This is a genomic window from Enterovibrio calviensis DSM 14347 (assembly GCF_000621165.1).
Classification (GTDB): domain Bacteria; phylum Pseudomonadota; class Gammaproteobacteria; order Enterobacterales; family Vibrionaceae; genus Enterovibrio; species Enterovibrio calviensis.
The window spans coordinates 49,278-68,169 of record NZ_JHZA01000019.1 but is presented as its reverse complement, the minus strand read 5'-3'; the positions used below and the strand labels follow the sequence as shown (position 1 = coordinate 68,169).

Genomic DNA, 18,892 nt, shown 5'->3' with positions numbered 1-18,892 from the left:
AAGGCAAGGCAAGGGATCTATAGCTGTTGACGCAGAGCGAGATCCCTACATTGCCTATCCGCATACCGATGAATACCCAGTTATCACAATTTGGCGGCGTTTGCGCACAATGCTGACCTAATCTGAATGTTGGAACCTGATGACTTTCAATCAGAACTTTCACTCAGAACTTACGCTCCCAGAATCAAAGCATGGAGACCCAAGACATGGAAACCGTTCACAACTTTATCAATGGCGAGATCGTAGAAAGCACCTCTCAACGCTTTGGTGCGGTCTTTAACCCTGCAACCGGTGAGCAAACTCGCCAAGTTGCTTTGAGCAAAGCTCAAGAAGTCGAGCAAGCGATCACTGCTGCGCAGGCTGCATTTCCTAAGTGGGCGAAAACGCCTGCGTTGCGCCGAGCGCGTGTCATGTTCAATTTCAAAGCTTTGCTGGAAGCAAACCAAGACAAACTGGCTCGCTTGATCAGCAATGAACACGGCAAAGTCTATTCAGATGCGGTGGGTGAGCTAACCCGTGGCCTAGAAGTAGTGGAGTTTGCATGCGGCATTCCTCATCTACAAAAAGGTGAAAGCTCAGCCAATGTTGGCTCTGGGGTTGATAGCCATTCTCTCATGCAACCATTGGGTGTTTGTGCCGGGATCACGCCGTTTAACTTCCCCGCTATGGTGCCAATGTGGATGTTCCCCATAGCGCTTGCTACCGGTAACACTTTCATATTGAAGCCGTCAGAAAAAGACCCATCACTGGGCTTAGTGTTGGCGGAGTTACTCAAAGAAGCAGGATTGCCAGACGGCGTATTCAATGTGGTGAACGGCGACAAAGAAGCGGTAGATGTGCTTCTGACTGACCCACGTGTTCAAGCGGTAAGCTTTGTTGGCTCAACACCTATTGCAGAATATATTTATTCCACTGCATCGGCCCATGGTAAGCGTTGTCAGGCGCTTGGCGGTGCGAAAAACCATTGTATATTGATGCCAGATGCAGACATGGACATGGCAAGTGGTGCGATTTTAGGGGCCGGATTTGGTGCGGCAGGCGAACGTTGCATGGCGCTGTCTGTTGTTGTCGCCGTGGGTGATGAAACGGCGGATACATTGATTGCTTCGCTGTCAGACAGCATTGCCAAAATGCGTGTTGGCCCAGGTATCGTAGAAGGCCCAGAAAATGATATGGGCCCTGTGATTTCCGCACAACACAAAGAGAAGATCCTTGGTTACATCAATGCAGGTGAGGCTCAAGGTGCGAAGCTGGTGGTGGATGGCAGAGATTGCCAAGTCGACGGGCATGAAAATGGCTTCTACGTGGGGCCAACCTTGTTTGATGATGTCACCCCTGACATGAGCATTTACCAAGAAGAGATTTTTGGGCCTGTGTTATCTGTTGTTCGTGTTCCTGATTATCAAACGGCGCTGGAACTCATCAATCAACATGAATACGGTAATGGTTCCGCCATCTTTACGCGTGACGGCGAAACAGCACGTCAGTTCAGTGAAGATGTTCTGGCGGGCATGGTTGGCGTGAATGTGCCAATTCCGGTCCCTATGGCATTTCATAGCTTCGGCGGTTGGAAGCGTTCGATTTTTGGCCCTCTGAATGTTCACGGCAACGATGGCGTGCGTTTCTATACGCGAATGAAAACCGTGACCACACGCTGGCCTGCGAGTGTTCGACTGGAAACCCATGAGAGCCACTTTACGATGCCGACCATGGGCTAATGCGCAGATTACGTATCAACGACCGAGTGTTGTAGAGCAAAAAGGCCGCAGATGCGGCCTTTTGAATTTTGGCATTGCGCGTGAATCATTTATACAGTTTTACGTGCGCTTCCATTTCTTCGCCAATTTGCTTTCTCATGTTCATTAAACGAATGGCGGACTGTTCCAATTCCTTGTCTTCATCCGTTTCAGGTACCCACTTTGGAATGGCGCTAGGTTTGCCGTTTTCATCAACGGCTACCATGATGACGATACAGTGAGTGGTGAGGCGATTTTTGAGTTCTTTTGGGTCACTCGCTTGGACATCAATGGCGATGTGCATGGAGGAGTTACCGGTATAAATTACCTTGGCACTGACTTCGACTAAGTTGCCCACGTGGATGGGAGCCACAAAACGAATGCCGCCAGCATAGGCGGTAATACAGTACTTTCCGCTCCATCCTGCTGCACAAGCATAGGCGGCAAGGTCGATCCATTTCATGGCGGCACCACCGTGTACTTTGCCGCCAAAATTTACATCACTCGGTTCTGCGAGAAAGCGTAAAGTGATATCCCGTTGTTTTGCGCTCATCGTTATGATCCTTACTACGTGAACATTCTTACTGCGTGAATACCCTTATTTATAACAAACACATTACTTTCATGCTGGGATTTTCTTTGTTTTTCAGTGAATTTAGCGCGTAATTCATTCTTGGAAAGCGACAATGAGCGGCATTGTTTTTCGAACGGACATAGCTATATCAAAGCAACCTGAAGATGCTCGCTGAATCCTGCATCTTCAGGTTGTTTGGGTAATACCATGTAATTGGATGCCAAGCGACAAAGGAACCGTTACTATCACAGCCCTCACACGAGATGTTTGATCTGTGTTTTTCTTACTACCGGATAATATTGAATGCACCAAGCTGATCCTCAAACGCATACCATCGTGGATAATTTCGTTGCTCCAGCCTGCGAGGGTGTCGTCGACATTCTTTATCAAGATGCGGATATCTTATTGATCAATAAACCCAGCGGTTTGTTCAGCCTTTCAGGGAAAAATCCGTTGAACTGGGATTCAGTGCATTACCGTTTAGTGAACGGGCAAGAGGGGCGCACGCCAGCGTTTCCCAATGCCATACTGCCGCATCGATTAGATTTTGGCACATCAGGTGTCATGGTTGTTGGGCTCAACGCTGTTGCCGGTCAGCACCTCAATAAGCAGTTTCAGACGCGTGCGGTTCAAAAACGCTATGTCGCCATGCTGGAAGGTTGGGTGCTAGATGATGAGGGCGAAATCACAGCGCCGATTGCCAAAGACAAGCTTCTTTTTCCGTGCGTGAAGATTTGCCAGGAAACGGGCAAATCGGCAACTAGCCATTTTAAAGTGATAAAGCGATTGGATAACCCCCGCCGAACTTTGGTGCGGTATACACCTGTCACCGGACGTACGCATCAGTTGCGCATTCACAGCCAAAGCATAGGGCATCCGATTCTTGGCTGTGATTTGTATAAAAACGCGCAGAGTGAACAGTTGGCAGACCGACTTCAACTTCATGCGAGTGATTTGTTCTTCGAACATCCAGCAAGTGGTGAAGCAATGCATGCGGAGTGTGCAAGTCCGTTTGCCTAGCGCCTATTGAATGCGTCTAACTGAGCGCTAAGAAGACTTAGACGAGCGTGCAGGTTTGACGGAAAGGCGTTGCTCATCACTGTCCCGCTTTTCGGCTCTCTGTCCGCAGACTCGTTTTATCCAACGTATTGTGTTTTCAGTTGTCATCCCAAGTGCTTTGGTTAAGCCATAGAATGCACAGATCTCGTCGCTGCCATAGGTTGTGTAAAAATCATCTTCCTCTTTTAGCGATCGAGATTTACCTTGTTGTGGGAAAGGTATGAGACCTGCGCTACGCATCGTGGCACTCGTTGTTTGTCTAGCTGGATTCGTTTTCATCTTGTGCTCCTCTAACTATCACCTGCCGGTTAGCGCTGTTCGCTGATTTGAGATGTCAGCAAAAAGTGTGCTCCCAGTAGTGAATTGATTTGAGAATACAAGATAAAATCGTTTCATCAATGAAATGAGATGCAAAGGTCTTTTCATGAATGAAATGAGCGAGAACGTCGATGTCGATTGGAATGACTTACAGTTGTTTCTTGCTGTGGCCAGAGAAGGGGGATTGTCTGCAGCCGCGAAATCCTGTCAGCGCAGTGCTGCTACATTGGGTAGGCGTATGCATATGCTAGAGCGTGCGTTAGGAAAAGAGTTGTTTGCCCGCCATGATCGCGGCTATGAATTACTCGCCGAGGGTAAGGTTTTGCTTCAAGCATTGACGGAGATTGAGTCTCGTATCCATGACCTGACACCGTCTCCAGATCGAGATTTGCGACCACTGGTGAAAATTTCTGCCGGCACATGGACAACGCTGTTTTTGATCCAGCGTCTCGACAAACTGTCCGAGCCATTGTCTGGGATCCGCTTACGCTTTGTTTCAACCGAAAAAGTGTTGGATATCGCGCATCGTGAGGTCGTACTTGGGATTAGAAACCATCGCCCTATTGAGCCTACCCTCGCGTGCAGAAAGCTCGCCCAGGTTGAGTTTGCGCCTTACGCCACTGATAGTGAACAGACGTTGTGGATCAAAGTGCTGGCCGATATACCTTCAGCGCAGTGGCTAGATCGTGTTGTTTGCAATGATGCCATATGCGAGGTGAATGTTCCGCGTAACAGCTTGGATTTAGCCCTTGCTGGTCAAGGTATTGCTTTGCTTCCGACATTTATTGGTGATGCCGAACCTTCGTTACATCGTGTCGGAGACACTATTGAAGCGTTGGGGCATGACCAATGGATGGTGACACATCAAGATGATCGTTATTTGCCAGAGGTTCGCCAACTGATAGATAAAATTTGTGATGTACTGACAGGGTGACCTTGTTGGCGAAATACCTCGTTGGTGTAAGACTCTGAATCTAAGCATGATAAGAACAATAATAAGGTGAATCTTATGTCTGATATGTACACAAAGCATGCAGCCAAGTACGCAGAAGCGGTGAAAGACAATATTTACAACGCGATGCTGGAACGACCATCAACGTTAGCCTTATTGGACTGCGTGAAGGGTAAGGATGTCATTGATATTGGCTGCGGTCCGGGTGCCTATGCAGAATGGTTTTTACAACAATCAGTAAAGAGTCTTGTTTGTACGGATTTATCGGAAGAGATGGTTGCGCTGGTGAAAGATAGGTTCGGTGACCAAGTGCGCGCTTATACCCAAGACATTTCAAAGGGTCTGCCGTCGGAATCTGATAACAGTGCTGACGTTATCGTATGCCCATTGGTGCTGCATTACGTGGAAGAACTTGTCCCCGTGTTTGACGCGGCATTTCGCGTATTGAAACCGGGAGGTTATATGGTGTTTTCTACGCATCACCCGTTTGCTGATTTTGAATGCTCGCCATCAGGAAACTATTTTAGCCGCGAACAGATAGAAGAAGAATGGAACACGGTTGGGGTTCCGGTAAAGGTGAGCTTCTATCGTCGCTCACTCACGGAAATTTGCAGCGCGATAACGTCCGCGGGGTTACTGATCTCCAATATCAGTGAAGGATGTGTTGATGACCGAGCGAAAGCCATGTGTGAATCAACCTATAACCATCTGAAAAGAAGCCCTAACTTCATTTTCGTGAGATGTGAAAAAGCACTAGCGTGATAGCACTTTCTTTCATTGCTCTGTGCATAAAAAAGCCTGCAATGCAGGCATTTTAGATCGACATTTGGCGTATGGATTTATGCTCTTAGCGTTGCTGCCAATGCTTGCTCTACTTCACCTTGCGATGCATCACGTGAAATAGTGAATGAACGGAACATGTCACCACGGCCGAGTGCACGGTCAATTTCTGCCAAGCAGTGGATTCGACCACCATCAAGGATGAATGAAAGTTCGATTTCGCGACGGTTAAACAGGCCGCTGTTTTGGAACTCTAGTTCCTGATAACAACCTGATTGTGAAGAAAACCCATCGCCACGCAGGTGGCCTTTTTCTACATCGGCTTTCACCATGGTGAAGCCTTCTCGCTCTAACACATCAAGTACGCGTTGAACGGCTGGCAGGGGGCGAATTTCGAGAAAATCACGATCGCTCGGGTCAATAGCGAATTCAATGTCTAAGGCGGTTTCTACCCATACATGGCACTTGTTTGAGCGTGCATTCACAGCCGTGATTGGCGTTTCTTGATGAGGAACCAACTCAAAAGGAACGACTTTTTCTTCCCCTGGTTGGATAACGAATGGATCATTGGCTTGCAATGAACCAAGGACGAACGTTTGATAGCTAGTACCTGAGTCCGATTCCACCTTTACTTCTGTGCAAAGTTTCAGCGTGATCGCGTCTACCTGCTGTTCAATGTCTCCACCTTTAATGAGAACCACGCCTTTTAGCGTCTCTCCCTGATAGACAGACTCATTGTGCAAAAGTGTGTCTACCTTGGCAGCGCCAATGCCCAGCGACGCCTTGAGTTTCTTGAACATGCTAATCCTTGTTAAGTGTTAAACCTATGTTTCTGTTTACACAACCATGCGGTTTTGCGCAAGCAGCAACCTTGAAACAAGTGTCGGTTTACGCGAAATCCTAAAAATTTGCCGCCTAATTAGGCAGTTCCAGCAGGATAATTGAATAGTATTAGGCAGCTTGGATGGGGGAGCCACTATGAAAGCGAAACAGTTCGTCGGGCGCTTGAATTAATTCAGCTTCTCGCTCTCCAATTACTCGAATACGTTCACTGATGTCTTCACCAGCAATACAGGCGGCTAGTTGCAGGTAGTCTTGATAGTGGCGGGCTTCTGAACGGAGCAATGAGATATAAAACTTACGCAATTCTTCGTCAAGATAAGGCGCAACCTTGGCAAAACGTTCACATGATCGCGCTTCGATGTAGGCACCCACAATCAATTTATCAATCAATGTTGCTGGCTCAAAGGTACGAACGACAGACATCATTCCTTTGGCATAGCGACCTGCGTGTAGATATGCATAAGGCATGTCGCGTTTGTCCATGATCTCGATAACCTGTTCAAAATGATGAAATTCCTCTTTGATCAATCGAACCATTTTGTCGATCAATTCTTGGCCATGTTTAAAACCAGCCTTGGGAGTAAGAGGGGCACTAAGTCCATTTTTCTTGCCTTGGAACAGGCCATCTCTCTGACGCTTATAAACAAAGTCTTCGTAAGGTTTTGACCATGCGAGAAGGAGCGCGCCGCTCTCACTGTCAATCGCGTATTTACGAATCAGCCACATCGCTGTTTGGCTAGCTTTCAATTCGCAGTTGGCATGGTCGCGCAACAGAATGGTTTCATTTTCTGGTTTGATTGCTTCATCGACCCAAGCTTGTGGGGTATCGCAATGTAAGAAGCCTCGAACGGGCTCAAGAAGGCTTTCTAGTTCTTGGTTTAATGACATGGGTCGGGTCTTTTCATCTTTTTGAAGGTGTTGATTATACAAGTGATGAGAAGCCTGACAAACACTCCTGACATATTCTGTCAGTAGGTGGCAGTAAGCTTCTCCTAACCCAAACAAAAGGAGAGAGTACCATGGAAAACGTTGTTGAAACCGTTCGCTTTAAATTGGTCGAAGGCACAGACACGCAGGCATTTGTTGCGGCGGCTGAGAATACCGAGTCATTCATTCGTGATTTTGAAGGATTCCAGTATCGCTCACTCAGCTACAATGCTGACTCACAACTTTGGACGGATATTGTGTATTGGGCAACGATGGAAAATGCGGTTGCTGCATCAGAGCAATTTATGTCGTTTGAAGCTGCACAGAAGCTGGTTGCATTTATTGATCCTACGTCGCTTGTCATGGCGCATGATTACGTCAAAATGAGTGTATGTAGTTCCTCAATGTAAATCTGATGGTTAGGAAGAGTGAATGAGTAAATCGGAGCGTTTGTTTGAGCTATTGACCCTGCTGCGCTCTAAGCGTTACGCGGTGACGGCAAAAGCACTGTCAGAAGAGCTCGGTGTTAGCGAGCGCACGATTTATCGAGATGTCCAATCTTTGCTGTTGTCAGGCGTTCCTATTGAGGGAGAGGCAGGGGTTGGATATCTGCTCGGTAAAGGCTCACATCTTCCGCCGTTAATGTTCACAGAAGAGGAAATGTTAGGCATTGAGCTCGGCATGAGAATGGTCAGGGCTTGGTCCGATAAACGCCTAGCTTCCGCTTCTGAGTCAGCTTCCCGCAAGATCCATTCTATTTTACCTGAACATTTGAAAGCTCAGATCGAAGCTATCCCTCTAGAGGTGCCAGCGTTTCACGTAGAAAGCGACTGTGCAGACCGCAGCGAGCAATTGCGTGAGGCAACGTCTAACTGTGAGAAAGTACATATTCACTATGCTACGGGTGAGGGTGTTGATTCAGAAAGAATCATCCATCCACTTGGACAGGTGTATTGGGGCAAAGTGTGGACGCTTGTTGCTTGGTGCGAACTGAGAAATGACTATCGAAGCTTTCGCATTGACCGAATAAAACGTGTTGATGTGATGGGAGACACCTTTGAAACCAGCGATGAGAAATCATTTAGGCACTATTTGACGATTTGCTATAGCTGCGAGAACTGACATTTTACAAAGAGGTAAACCATTTGTTTGACACCCCCGTATTGGTATTTCACTGATCAGTAGAGTCGAGCGAAAGCTCAGGATTTATCATTACGGAATAGGAGAAATCAGATGATTTCTACGAAGGGTTTCATGTCTTTAAAATCTATTGTCGTTTCAATGTTCATTCTTTTCACCATTACTGCCTGCAGTGCTCAAGCTGATCATCACGGTTCCAAACAAAACATTGTAGAAATTGCTGCGGGCAACCCTGATTTTACAACGCTGGTGGCAGCGGTGAAAGCCGCAGGACTCGCGGATACGCTTCAAGGTTCAGGTCCATTCACGGTATTTGCACCGACTAATGCTGCATTTTCGAAGCTGCCTGCTGGTACGGTCGAGAATCTTTTGCTTCCTGAAAACAAAGACCAACTGATTTCGATTTTGACGTATCACGTTGTTCCGGGGAAAGTGATGGCTGCGGATGTTGTTGGCTTGACCAAAGCGCCGACCGTCCAAGGAAATATGATCATGGTTGATACATCTGACGGTGTAAAGGTCGACAATGCCAACGTAGTAGCAACGGACATTGAAGCGTCAAACGGCGTGATTCATGTGATTGACAGTGTGATTATTCCTTAGGTTTCTTGAAAGCAACCATGTCATCACTAATTAAAAAGCGAGCCCCTGGCTCGCTTTTTAATTATTAATCAGTGAGTTACGTTGATTGGGCGTTAACCCAATAAGTCATCTGCCACTTTGTAGCTCGGATCTTCAATGTGATTGATTTCGACTAAGCTGCCTGCTTTCGTCAGTAGCGCGCGACAGTCATGCGACAAATGGCGAAGGTGCAATGTCTTCCCTGCCTTATTGTAGCGGTCTGCCAACGTATCAATCGCTTCAATGGCTGAATGGTCGGCTACACGAGATTTACCAAAATCAACGATAACGTCATCTGGGTCATTCTGTGCATCAAACAGTTCTAGGAAGTTTGCCACTGAACCAAAGAAAAGAGGGCCGTTAACTTCATAGATTTTTGAGCCTTCATCGTTGGTGTGGCTAGACGCGTAGATGTGCTTAGCGTGTTCCCAAGCAAACATCAGTGCAGACACAATAACACCTACGATGACAGCAATTGCCAAATCAGTCATGACGGTAACGACGGTCACGAGAACAATGACGAAGAAATCTTGTTTTGGCACACGGCGTGCTAGCTTGAACGTTGCCCACTCAAACGTCCCGATAACCACCATGAACATCACGCCAACCAGTGCAGCCAATGGGATCATCTCGATGAGCGATGACGTGAACAAAATAAAGCAGAGTAGGGCAATTGCCGCAACAATGCCTGACAAACGACCACGACCACCTGAATTCACGTTGATCATAGATTGACCGATCATCGCACAGCCACCCATAGCGCCAAACACAGAACAAGTCACGTTAGCGACACCCTGGCCGACACATTCGCGGTTACCTCGGCCACGTGTCCCTGTCATTTCATCAATAACAGTCAGTGTAAGTAGTGATTCGATGAGGCCAACAGCAGCAAGAATCAGCGCATAAGGCAAAATAATATAGATGGTCTCTAGATTAAATGGCACTGCAGGGACTGAGAATGCAGGGAGTGTACCCGCTAGTGTTGCGTTTTCATCGCCACTCATCGCGCGAAGGAAATCGACCACATTACGTGTGTCCAAATCCAAAAGTACAACGGCTGCTGTCACACCAACAATCGCAACCAGCGATGAAGGCACTGAAGTGGTTAGCTTAGGCAGGAAGTGAATGATTGCCATGGTGGTAGCAACTAAACCAAGCATAAGGAACATCTGCTCGCCTTGCAGCCACACTAAAGCGCCAGAGGCATCTGGAGCTTTAAATTGGCCTAGTTGGGCAAGGAAGATAACGATGGCAAGACCGTTAACAAAGCCGATCATAACGGGATGCGGAACCATGCGGATAAATTTACCCAGCTTGAATACACCTGCCGAGACTTGAAGTAGACCTGCCAGCATCACGGCGGCAAATAGGTATTCGATACCATGCTGGGCTACAAGGCTCACCATAACCACAGCCATTGCGCCAGTTGCGCCAGAGATCATGCCAGGACGACCACCAAGAATGGAGGTAAGCAGACCCATAATAAAGGCGGCGTAAAGGCCAACCATTGGGTCGACACCGGCGACAAATGCAAATGCTACGGCTTCTGGCACTAACGCAAGTGCAACCGTCAGTCCCGACAGTACGTCGTTCTTGATTGAGTGTTGGGGAAATTTAGGAAATTCAAACATCGTGTCGGATTACTTCTTAAATATTAGTTAAAAGGCTGTCGCCAAAAAGGGAATCTGTGCCATCACATGCCGCAGACAAAAAGCGCTTGCGGATACTACCTAAAAGTGTGATTTTGTTCAATGTTAGTAGCTAATTTGTAAACATGCATGAGGATGTCTTCATTGGCCAAACAATACGTTGATGGCGTTGTTTAGACAGCATGAATAAGAGCAATCAGGAAATCTCCAAACACATGAAGATGCAGGGTTCTATCACTCTTGCTCTTGATGATTCTTTCTGCACAAACTGATGACCGCAAGGTAATCGTATGGGCATTTCGTTGTCGGTAGGCGAGAGTGCTTGGCAATTCCCGATGAAACATCGACATCTATCCGACGAAACCAAATCGCAGAAATAAAAAAAGAGCCATGACATGCATGGCTCTTTCTCTTCAAACCTTATGCTTAGTAGCTAGGTTTGGTTGCAGGTGCGGTTGCGCGACTTGTCGCGACATCACTGCCTGCTTGTTTAGTTTGTACACGCTCGTTACGGAAGTCTGCAATCGCTACTTCCATCGCAGAAGCAGTGGCTTCTGGCGCAGGAGCGCTTGCCATTGGCGCAGCAACCTGACGGTAGCGAATCACCGGCGCTTCAACTGAATTAACAGGTTGAACCGCTGGAATTTCACTTGCTTCCATCACACCTTTTACATCGGCTTCTGGTGCAACTGCTACGTCGGCAACAGATACTTCAGTTTCAGTGGCTTCAGTAACTGGAGCTTCAACTGTTTCTGCAACTTCAGGAGTAGCTGCCTCTTCAGCAACAACTTCTGTGTGTGCTTCAACGGGGGCGTTAACTGCGACTGGCAGTTCTTCGCTTAGCGTATCAGTACCTTCTGATTTAGCTTTCTCTTCCAGCACACTTGGCGCGGCACGGCGAGGGAATACTTTACCCATTGCCATTTCAGGGAAAGCAACACCACCGAGTGAAGGCTTGTCAGCAACTACAGTTTGCTCAGCTTCAGGAGCCTCTACGACAGCTTCAGCAACGACAGGGGCTTTGATAGCTGTTTTAGACGGCCATACTTTACCCATTGCCATTTCAGGAGAAGCGACGCCTGACTTCAGTACCACTTGATTGCGTTTTTCTACAACAGAAACGGCAGTTTCCATCATGTCCAATTGATCAAGAGCGTGTTCAGTCGACGTGTTTTCGTTTTCTTCACGATTGCTACGACGACGGCGTTGACCGCTGGCGCGAAGGTGACGTGGAGAGCGGCGATTACGACGCTTCTCATCGCGTTGTTCAGTGTTGTCTGAACCTTCTGCTGATTTTGCAAATTCAGGCGCTTGCACTTCAGCTTTCGCTTCGATTGCAACAGCTTGACCCATTTCAGCTAGCGGGTTTGTTGAAACCACTTCGGTTTCTAGTGCTGAATCAGCAACACGGACTTTCTTATTAAGCTTGCGGCGTTGACGGCGTTGTTTCACTTTCTCCGTCTTTTCCACTTTCTCTTGCTTAACAACAGGCGCCGCTTCTTCTTTCACAGGCTTCGCCACTTTGGCTGGCTGACGCTGTTCTGCCTTCTCTACTTTCTCGACAGGCTTGCGAGTTTGTTTCTTCGCAGGCTTTTCTTGACGTTCAGGGTTGGCATTACGCTCTGTGTTTTCAACACGGTCACGGTTGTTACGACGTGGTTTTCTGTTGTCGCTACGCTCGTTACGCTCATTGCGTTCGCTGCGTTCATTGTTACGACCATTTTCATCACGTTGATTATTGCGTGAGCCACGACGTGTGCGATCTTGTGAACGCTTATGGTCACGGCGATTGCGTTCTTCACGTACTGGTTCTTTCGGCTTCGCTTCTTCTTCGGTTTTGCCTGCAAACAGACCTGACACGAAAGTAACTAGGCGCGAGAACAAGCTTGGCGTTGCATCAACTGGCTTAGGTGCTGGCTTCGCTTGTTGCACAGGCGTTGGTGACGCTGGCGCAGTGAAGCTTTGCAGTGCTGGCTCTTCACGTTTTTTAACGACACGCTCAGCTGGAGCATCATCTTTGCTCTCTGCTTCGCGAATGGCCTCTAGCTGTTTTGGCAGCTCGTAAGACAGCGTTGTGTTTTCATCACCACCACGAACACGTACCACTTCAAAGTGAGGCGTTTCCATATCGGCGTTAGGAACGACAACAACACGAACGTTATGGTACTTCTCAACGTGTTGAACAGATCGACGTTTTTCATTCAAAAGATAAGAGGCAACAGGAACAGGAACAATCGCCATTACTTGCGAGGTGTTCTCTTTCAGCGCTTCTTCTTCAATCAAACGAAGAATAGACAGTGACAGTGATTCGTTATCACGTACAACACCCGTACCTGTACAGCGAGGACAGATATGGTGGCTCGCTTCAGCCAGAGATGGGCTTAAGCGTTGACGAGACATTTCTAGCAGACCAAAGCGAGAAATACGACCGATTTGAACGCGTGCACGGTCCATACGAACGGCTTCACGAAGACGGTTTTCTACTTCACGTTGGTGACGCACTGGTGTCATATCGATGAAGTCGATAACCACTAGACCACCTAGGTCACGCAGACGCAATTGGCGAGCAATTTCATCCGCTGCTTCAAGGTTGGTTTGCAGCGCGGTTTCTTCGATATCTGAACCCTTTGTTGCACGAGCAGAGTTGATGTCGATAGAGGTTAGTGCTTCGGTTGGGTCAATAACAATTGAACCGCCTGACGGCAAACGAACTTCGCGTTGGAACGCAGATTCAATCTGGCTCTCAATTTGGTAGTGGCTAAATAGTGGTACTTCGCCTTCGTAGTGTTTAACACGCTGAAGGAAATCAGGGCGAGTTGCCTGAATACGCTCACGAGCTTGGTTATACACTTTTTCACTGTCGATCAGCACTTCACCAATATCACGGCGAAGGTAATCGCGGAATGCACGGGCGATAACATCACTTTCTTGATAAATCAGGAATGGTGCGACTTTGGTTTCTGCTGCGCCCTGGATACGTTCCCAGTTGTTCAACAGGTAGTTCAAGTCCCATTCAAGTTCTTCTGCAGATTTACCTACGCCAGCAGTACGAACGATCAAACCCATGCCTTGTGGCAGTGTTAGACCAGACATCGCTTCTTTAAGTTGGCTGCGCTCTTCACCTTCGATACGACGAGAAATACCGCCAGCACGTGGGTTATTAGGCATAAGAACTAGGTAGCTGCCCGCAAGAGAAATGAAAGTGGTTAGGGCAGCGCCTTTGTTACCACGTTCTTCTTTATCAACCTGAACAATAACTTCTTGGCCTTCTTTCAACACTTCTTTGATGTTGGGGCGGCCTTGATAGCTGTAGTTGTCTGGGAAGTATTCGCGAGCAATTTCTTTAAGAGGAAGGAAGCCGTGACGCTCTGAGCCGTAGTCTACAAATGCAGCTTCAAGACTTGGTTCAATGCGGGTAATACGACCTTTATAGATGTTTGCTTTCTTCGATTCATGACCAGAGCTCTCGATATCTAGATCGTACAAGCGCTGACCGTCAACCAATGCGACGCGCAACTCTTCTTTTTGAGTTGCGTTGATCAACATTCTTTTCATATCAAATTTTTCTCGATTATTTGTTGTTATTAGTTGTCGGATACGAGACAAAAAACGCAATGCTGCCAGGTCCCAAGTCTGACATTAATGCAACCTCACGGCTGGAAAATCAGGGACGCTCTAGGGCACTACTCATCGACCCACTGATGCGGAAATCAGAAATCACTCCGCCTTATCCAGTCGGCTCTTCGCCACAAATGGCGATAGTCTCTTTGACACTGGTTATTTATCCCGTCGTGCCAACAAACTAACGGGTGCTTTATTCCTCATGTCTTACGCCAATTGCTGCATGATTAAGACGTATTGAACTCTCAGCGAATCTGTTACTACTTTGAGATAGTGCCGTGAATAGTCATTCGTCTTGGAAAAAGCGGTAAAAATTACTCTATTTGTCGACTTTTTAGTCGTGGCGTGCAAAAAAGCTACAAACTTTCCTGCATTACGGCGCAACTATAACAGGGTCACTTTTTTGCAGCAAACTACTTTGATGCAATGTAGAATCGAACCCCTATGAATACAGATAAACCAAAAGTGCAATTCATCGACATTTCCGATGACATTGCTGGCCAGCGGATCGATAACTTTCTCCGAAATTGGCTTAAAAACGTCCCTAAAAGTATGATTTATCGCGTTCTACGCAAGGGAGAGGTGCGAGTTAACAAAAAACGCATAAAACCGGAATATAAGCTCCAACCGGGCGATGTTATTCGTCTTCCTCCGATCAAGATCCCAGAGGTGGCGCAGGCTGCGGCACCTAATACCAAACTGGATCGCGTGGCAGAGCTAGAAAAATGTGTGATTTATGAAGACGATCACATGCTTGTGCTGAATAAGCCGTCTGGAACTGCGGTTCACGGCGGGAGTGGGCTGCATTTTGGGGCGATTGAAGCGATGCGTGCACTTCGCCCTGATGCGCGTTTTCTCGAGTTGGTGCATCGCATCGACAGAGACACGTCCGGCATTTTGCTGATCGCCAAAAAACGCTCAGCTTTGCGTCATCTTCAAGCGCAGTTCCGTGAGAAGACAGTACAGAAATATTACTTTGCTTTGGGTATGGGAAAGTGGAAACCAAGCATGCGCAAGGTGACGGCTCCTTTACTTAAAAATGAAGTGAATAGCATTGTTCGGGTTAACCCGAATGGCAAAGCGTCTGAAACCCGTTTCAAGATACTTGAACAATTTGATCAGGCAACCTTAGTACAAGCGAGTCCGATTACTGGACGTACGCACCAAATTAGGGTTCACGCTCAATATGTAGGGCATCCTCTTGCTTGGGATGACCGTTATGGTGATCCGCGCTTTGATGCTTACACGAAAAAATTTGGTTTGAACCGCTTGTTCCTTCACGCCGCGAATATCAAATTCGTTCACCCAGGAACAGAAGAGGCCATGGACATTTCAGCGCCTTTGGATAAACAACTTGAACGAACCTTGGAAGGTTTAAGGAAACTGCCACGTGTTAACTAACTATAAGTTAGTGATATTCGATTGGGACGGTACGGTAATGGATTCCGTTGCGCGTATTGTTTCAAGTTTGGATGAGGCTGCCCGTTTAACGGGTGGCTTACCAGAGTTGTCATTTGACGAGCTGAAGCAAATGATTGGTCTTAGCCTAGATAAGGGCTACAGCTATCTGTATCCGGATGCTCCGATTGAAAAGCGTGACATGTGGAAAAAACACTACGGTGAGCAATTTCGAGAGCTCAACACCACTTCTCATTCTTTATATGACGGGGTGATGGATGTTTTGACGACGTTGAAGACGCGTGGACATTTGTTGAGTGTGGCAACGGGAAAATCTCGTCCTGGTCTGGACCGTGCAATTCAAGAAACCAAGACCGAGCATCTTTTTATCGCAACGAGAACTGCAGATCAAACGGCTTCAAAGCCGGATCCTCTGATGATCCTCTCTCTGTTGGGTGAATTAGACATTGAGCCGCACGAAGCGGTAATGGTAGGGGATACTTCTCACGATATGCTTTTAGCAAAGAATGCTGGGGTGGATGCTATCGGCATCACTTGGGGTGTTCATGACGAGAGTGTGTTGTCTGAGTATGCACCTATCGCTGTCATTGCATCTTTAGATGCACTTCTCTGAATCTTCTTTATTCTGAATCTGCTTTATGTAGATAAGCGAATAACGGTAAGGGCGCTTGAACGCCCTTAGTCTTTTCTATAAAACAGCTTTGCCTTCTGCTTGCATCATTTCACACAGGCGTATTAAAGGTAATCCCACCAAGGTGTTGGGATCTCTGCCTTCTAGTCTGTCAAATAGAGCAATCCCCAAACTTTCACATTTAAAACTGCCCGCGCAATCTAAAGGCTGCTCACGGACAACATAGCCTTCGATTTCTTCGAGCGTTAGCTGTCGAAAATGAACGTGAAAAGGTTCCACGTCAGTTTGAACTGTATTTGTCGCGGCGTTGAGTAGCGTTAGTCCGGTATAAAAGGTGACGTGCTGGCCCGACGCTAATGTGAGTTGCTCGACTGCGCGTTCATGAGTGTGTGGTTTCCCGAGGATCTTTCCTTTGATCACGCAAACTTGATCGGATCCTATGATCAATGCGTCAGGATGTGCATCTCGGCATGCTTTTGCTTTTTCCAGTGACAGACGTTTGACCAATTCGGTGGGGGATTCATCATCAAATGGTGTTTCGTCAATGTCAGGAGAGTGAGACTTGAAAGGAAAATCGAGTTTTTGAAGCAACATCTGGCGGTATTTAGACCCAGATGCCAGTACGACTGTTTGATTATTCATCTATCGATGCACCATAGTCAGATTATTCGTATACGGAGGTCAGTGTAATGTTTTACACTTGCGTAGGCGAGTGGGCTTGAGTGTTTCTGCCCATTCTGTATTTAATTTCGCTAAGCGCCTGTTGTTCAGAAATTAACCCATATATGAAAGGTTGTCGCTTTAGAGCCAACGATCTGGAAGTTAAGGCATAAATTTCTTTGACTCAGGATGCTTTGGAGGCTAGAATTCGCGCCCTATGCAGAAGGTAAAGCTACCACTAACGGTTGATCCGTTTAAAAGTGCGCAAAAGAGGCTGGACTACGATGGCATCATCGCAGTTAAGCAACTAGAGCGTATTTCTGAGGCAACTGACGGTGTAATCGGTGATGCTCATGTGAAGCTTTCGTTCGACATTGATGCTCAAGGTTTAAAGATTGTAAGCGGTCACGCTAAGGTCGATGTTAATCTAGAATGTCAGCGTTGTTGGAAGTCTTTCCCATATCACTGTGATATCGAATTTATTTACAGCCCGGTTTTCAATGAAGATCAGGTTGGCAATTTACCGGAAGCTTATGAGCCGGCATTAGTCGACGAAAATGGTGAGATTAACCTGCTTCAAATCATCGAAGATGAATTGATGGTGGCTTTGCCACAGGTTGCCATGCACGATGAGGTTGACTGCGAAGTTAACGCTGATGGCATGGTGTTCGGGGAAATCCCGCTTGCTGATGAGCGTCCGAATCCATTTGCCGTTTTGAAAAACTTAAAGCAAAGTAACGAGGAGTAGGGTCCATGGCCGTACAAAAGAGCAAGAAATCACGTTCTATGCGTGGTATGCGTCGTTCACACGATGCGCTAACTACTAGTGCATTGTCTGTAGATGCAACTTCTGGTGAAACTCACCTGCGTCACAACGTGACTGCTGACGGTTTCTACCGTGGCCGCAAGGTAATCAACAAGTAAGGTTGAGCCTTGTCTGGTCTAACCATTGCACTTGATGCGATGGGTGGGGACTTCGGTCCCCAGATAACAGTGCCTGCCTCCGTGCAGGCATTGTTGCATTTCCCTTCGTTAAAAGTCGTACTCGTCGGTGATCATGCTGAGATCACCCGCCAGCTCGTATTGCTGGGTCATAATAACGCCTCCCGCATATCAATTGTTCATGCGGAATCTTCTATCGCCAATGACACCCGTCCTTCGCAAGCGCTTCGCTCAAGCAAAGGATCATCTATGCGTGTCGCCCTTGAACTGGTTGCTGAAGGCAAAGCAGATGCTTGCGTCAGTGCTGGTAACACTGGTGCCTTGATGGCACTCTCCCGAATGCTATTGAAACTACTTCCTGGTATCGACAGACCTGCTTTGATCTCTGAGCTTCCAACGTTAGGAGACCACAAAAGCTGGCTATTAGATTTAGGCGCGAATGTTTCAGTAGATGCCGATACGTTATTTCAATTTGCCGTTATGGGGGCCGTACTCGCTGAAGAAGAGTTAGGTCGTCAACCATCAGTGGCACTGCTGAATATCGGTGAGGAAGAAATTAAAGGGAATGATTTGGTTAAACGCTGTTCAGAAATGCTGCAACAGTGTTCTGCGGTTAATTACATCGGCTATGTTGAGGGTGACCAACTCTATACAGGAAAAGCCGACGTGATTGTCTGCGATGGATTCGTCGGTAATGTTAGCCTGAAAACCAGTGAAGGTGTCGCGAGGTTATTTTTAGAAAGTCTAAAAATGCATATACTCGAGAACCCATTCAAGAAACTGGTGGCTAAATGGCTATTTGGCAGTCTATTTAAATCGCTAAATAACCTGAACCCCGACCAGTACAATGGTGCAAGTCTGTTAGGATTGCGCGGCATTGTAGTGAAAAGCCACGGACGTGCTGATATATCCGCTTTCCAACACGCTATCGGTGAAGCGGTACACGAAGTCGAACGGCAAATACCTAAAAAGATATGTGACCGTTTGGAAGCCGTACTACTCGAGAGGCATTATTAGTCT

The 18,892-nt window shown here is 47.2% G+C and carries 19 protein-coding genes; 12 read left to right on the top strand and 7 right to left on the bottom strand.

Annotated features, from left to right (window positions below; all coding sequences use genetic code 11):
• Window positions 1-206: 206 nt before the first annotated feature.
• Window positions 207-1,718, top strand: a complete 1,512-nt coding sequence (locus tag Q365_RS0115445; protein ID WP_028024198.1) for a CoA-acylating methylmalonate-semialdehyde dehydrogenase — start codon at window positions 207-209, stop codon at window positions 1,716-1,718.
• Between the two features lie 85 nt (window positions 1,719-1,803).
• Here the strand turns inward: Q365_RS0115445 and Q365_RS0115440 are convergent, their stop codons facing one another.
• Entirely contained in the window at window positions 1,804-2,289 is a 486-nt protein-coding gene (locus Q365_RS0115440; protein WP_028024197.1) for an acyl-CoA thioesterase, read from the bottom strand.
• A 324-nt stretch (window positions 2,290-2,613) separates the two neighbouring features.
• On the opposite strand from Q365_RS0115440, the gene Q365_RS0115435 reads away from it, so the two are divergent.
• Complete coding sequence (locus Q365_RS0115435) at window positions 2,614-3,330, top strand: RluA family pseudouridine synthase (protein ID WP_028024196.1); 717 nt, start codon at window positions 2,614-2,616, stop codon at window positions 3,328-3,330.
• Between the two features lie 27 nt (window positions 3,331-3,357).
• Here Q365_RS0115435 and Q365_RS0115430 read toward each other — a convergent pair whose 3' ends face one another.
• Window positions 3,358-3,648 (bottom strand): hypothetical protein, encoded by a 291-nt coding sequence (locus Q365_RS0115430; RefSeq protein ID WP_028024195.1) that lies wholly within the window; start codon window positions 3,646-3,648, stop codon window positions 3,358-3,360.
• 145 nt (window positions 3,649-3,793) lie between these two features.
• On the opposite strand from Q365_RS0115430, the gene Q365_RS0115425 reads away from it, so the two are divergent.
• Together Q365_RS0115425 and Q365_RS0115420 are read left to right on the top strand one after the other, a co-directional pair.
• Entirely contained in the window at window positions 3,794-4,621 is an 828-nt protein-coding gene (locus tag Q365_RS0115425; protein WP_245621565.1) for a LysR family transcriptional regulator, read from the top strand.
• Window positions 4,622-4,696: 75 nt separating this feature from the next.
• Window positions 4,697-5,401 (top strand): class I SAM-dependent DNA methyltransferase, encoded by a 705-nt coding sequence (locus Q365_RS0115420; protein WP_028024193.1) that lies wholly within the window; start codon window positions 4,697-4,699, stop codon window positions 5,399-5,401.
• Window positions 5,402-5,478: 77 nt separating this feature from the next.
• Here the strand turns inward: Q365_RS0115420 and Q365_RS0115415 are convergent, their stop codons facing one another.
• Together Q365_RS0115415 and miaE are read right to left on the bottom strand one after the other, a co-directional pair.
• Complete coding sequence (locus Q365_RS0115415) at window positions 5,479-6,219, bottom strand: sporulation protein (RefSeq protein ID WP_028024192.1); 741 nt, start codon at window positions 6,217-6,219, stop codon at window positions 5,479-5,481.
• A 151-nt stretch (window positions 6,220-6,370) separates the two neighbouring features.
• The gene (miaE, locus tag Q365_RS0115410) at window positions 6,371-7,150 is read right to left on the bottom strand and encodes a tRNA isopentenyl-2-thiomethyl-A-37 hydroxylase MiaE (RefSeq protein ID WP_028024191.1); all 780 of its coding nucleotides are present in this window, start codon (window positions 7,148-7,150) and stop codon (window positions 6,371-6,373) included.
• Window positions 7,151-7,281: 131 nt separating this feature from the next.
• Between miaE and Q365_RS0115405 the strand changes: the two genes are divergently transcribed.
• From Q365_RS0115405 to Q365_RS0115395, 3 genes are all read left to right on the top strand, one after another.
• Complete coding sequence (locus Q365_RS0115405; RefSeq protein WP_028024190.1) at window positions 7,282-7,599, top strand: hypothetical protein; 318 nt, start codon at window positions 7,282-7,284, stop codon at window positions 7,597-7,599.
• A gap of 22 nt (window positions 7,600-7,621) precedes the next feature.
• Window positions 7,622-8,311 (top strand): helix-turn-helix transcriptional regulator, encoded by a 690-nt coding sequence (locus Q365_RS0115400; protein ID WP_028024189.1) that lies wholly within the window; start codon window positions 7,622-7,624, stop codon window positions 8,309-8,311.
• Window positions 8,312-8,443: 132 nt separating this feature from the next.
• Window positions 8,444-8,932: a fasciclin domain-containing protein gene (locus tag Q365_RS0115395; protein WP_407637594.1), complete on the top strand. Its 489-nt coding sequence runs from the start codon at window positions 8,444-8,446 to the stop codon at window positions 8,930-8,932.
• Between the two features lie 92 nt (window positions 8,933-9,024).
• Here the strand turns inward: Q365_RS0115395 and Q365_RS0115390 are convergent, their stop codons facing one another.
• Together Q365_RS0115390 and rne are read right to left on the bottom strand one after the other, a co-directional pair.
• Entirely contained in the window at window positions 9,025-10,581 is a 1,557-nt protein-coding gene (locus tag Q365_RS0115390) for a SulP family inorganic anion transporter (RefSeq protein WP_028024187.1), read from the bottom strand.
• Window positions 10,582-11,025: 444 nt separating this feature from the next.
• Window positions 11,026-14,145 carry a ribonuclease E gene (rne, locus tag Q365_RS0115385; RefSeq protein ID WP_028024186.1) on the bottom strand — a complete coding sequence of 1,040 codons (3,120 nt, stop codon included), beginning with the start codon at window positions 14,143-14,145 and terminating at the stop codon, window positions 11,026-11,028.
• Window positions 14,146-14,664: 519 nt separating this feature from the next.
• Between rne and rluC the strand changes: the two genes are divergently transcribed.
• Window positions 14,665-15,621, top strand: coding sequence for a 23S rRNA pseudouridine(955/2504/2580) synthase RluC (gene rluC, locus Q365_RS0115380; protein WP_028024185.1), 957 nt, complete (start codon window positions 14,665-14,667; stop codon window positions 15,619-15,621).
• Complete coding sequence (locus tag Q365_RS0115375) at window positions 15,611-16,252, top strand: HAD-IA family hydrolase (RefSeq protein WP_028024184.1); 642 nt, start codon at window positions 15,611-15,613, stop codon at window positions 16,250-16,252. Before rluC ends, Q365_RS0115375 begins: the two co-directional genes overlap by 11 nt.
• 75 nt (window positions 16,253-16,327) lie before the next feature.
• Here Q365_RS0115375 and Q365_RS0115370 read toward each other — a convergent pair whose 3' ends face one another.
• On the bottom strand, window positions 16,328-16,912 hold the full coding sequence (locus tag Q365_RS0115370; RefSeq protein WP_028024183.1) for a Maf family protein: 585 nt from the start codon (window positions 16,910-16,912) through the stop codon (window positions 16,328-16,330).
• A gap of 235 nt (window positions 16,913-17,147) precedes the next feature.
• Here Q365_RS0115370 and yceD point away from each other — a divergent pair, with 235 nt between their 5' ends.
• The 3 genes from yceD to plsX are packed head-to-tail and all read left to right on the top strand — an operon-like array spanning window position 17,148 to window position 18,889.
• Window positions 17,148-17,678, top strand: coding sequence for a 23S rRNA accumulation protein YceD (gene yceD, locus Q365_RS0115365; protein WP_028024182.1), 531 nt, complete (start codon window positions 17,148-17,150; stop codon window positions 17,676-17,678).
• A 5-nt stretch (window positions 17,679-17,683) separates the two neighbouring features.
• Window positions 17,684-17,854: a 50S ribosomal protein L32 gene (gene rpmF, locus Q365_RS0115360; RefSeq protein WP_016961383.1), complete on the top strand. Its 171-nt coding sequence runs from the start codon at window positions 17,684-17,686 to the stop codon at window positions 17,852-17,854.
• A 9-nt stretch (window positions 17,855-17,863) separates the two neighbouring features.
• Entirely contained in the window at window positions 17,864-18,889 is a 1,026-nt protein-coding gene (gene plsX / locus Q365_RS0115355; RefSeq protein WP_028024181.1) for a phosphate acyltransferase PlsX, read from the top strand.
• Window positions 18,890-18,892 lie beyond the last annotated feature (3 nt).

Coding starts and splice junctions, on each gene's coding strand:
- Q365_RS0115445 (WP_028024198.1), top strand. CDS start 207: ATGGAAACCGTTCACAACTTTATCAATGGCGAGATCGTAGAAAGCACC.
- Q365_RS0115440 (WP_028024197.1), bottom strand. CDS start 2,289: ATGAGCGCAAAACAACGGGATATCACTTTACGCTTTCTCGCAGAACCG.
- Q365_RS0115435 (WP_028024196.1), top strand. CDS start 2,614: ATGCACCAAGCTGATCCTCAAACGCATACCATCGTGGATAATTTCGTT.
- Q365_RS0115430 (WP_028024195.1), bottom strand. CDS start 3,648: ATGAAAACGAATCCAGCTAGACAAACAACGAGTGCCACGATGCGTAGC.
- Q365_RS0115425 (WP_245621565.1), top strand. CDS start 3,794: ATGAATGAAATGAGCGAGAACGTCGATGTCGATTGGAATGACTTACAG.
- Q365_RS0115420 (WP_028024193.1), top strand. CDS start 4,697: ATGTCTGATATGTACACAAAGCATGCAGCCAAGTACGCAGAAGCGGTG.
- Q365_RS0115415 (WP_028024192.1), bottom strand. CDS start 6,219: ATGTTCAAGAAACTCAAGGCGTCGCTGGGCATTGGCGCTGCCAAGGTA.
- miaE (WP_028024191.1), bottom strand. CDS start 7,150: ATGTCATTAAACCAAGAACTAGAAAGCCTTCTTGAGCCCGTTCGAGGC.
- Q365_RS0115405 (WP_028024190.1), top strand. CDS start 7,282: ATGGAAAACGTTGTTGAAACCGTTCGCTTTAAATTGGTCGAAGGCACA.
- Q365_RS0115400 (WP_028024189.1), top strand. CDS start 7,622: ATGAGTAAATCGGAGCGTTTGTTTGAGCTATTGACCCTGCTGCGCTCT.
- Q365_RS0115395 (WP_407637594.1), top strand. CDS start 8,444: ATGTCTTTAAAATCTATTGTCGTTTCAATGTTCATTCTTTTCACCATT.
- Q365_RS0115390 (WP_028024187.1), bottom strand. CDS start 10,581: ATGTTTGAATTTCCTAAATTTCCCCAACACTCAATCAAGAACGACGTA.
- rne (WP_028024186.1), bottom strand. CDS start 14,145: ATGTTGATCAACGCAACTCAAAAAGAAGAGTTGCGCGTCGCATTGGTT.
- rluC (WP_028024185.1), top strand. CDS start 14,665: ATGAATACAGATAAACCAAAAGTGCAATTCATCGACATTTCCGATGAC.
- Q365_RS0115370 (WP_028024183.1), bottom strand. CDS start 16,912: ATGAATAATCAAACAGTCGTACTGGCATCTGGGTCTAAATACCGCCAG.
- yceD (WP_028024182.1), top strand. CDS start 17,148: ATGCAGAAGGTAAAGCTACCACTAACGGTTGATCCGTTTAAAAGTGCG.
- rpmF (WP_016961383.1), top strand. CDS start 17,684: ATGGCCGTACAAAAGAGCAAGAAATCACGTTCTATGCGTGGTATGCGT.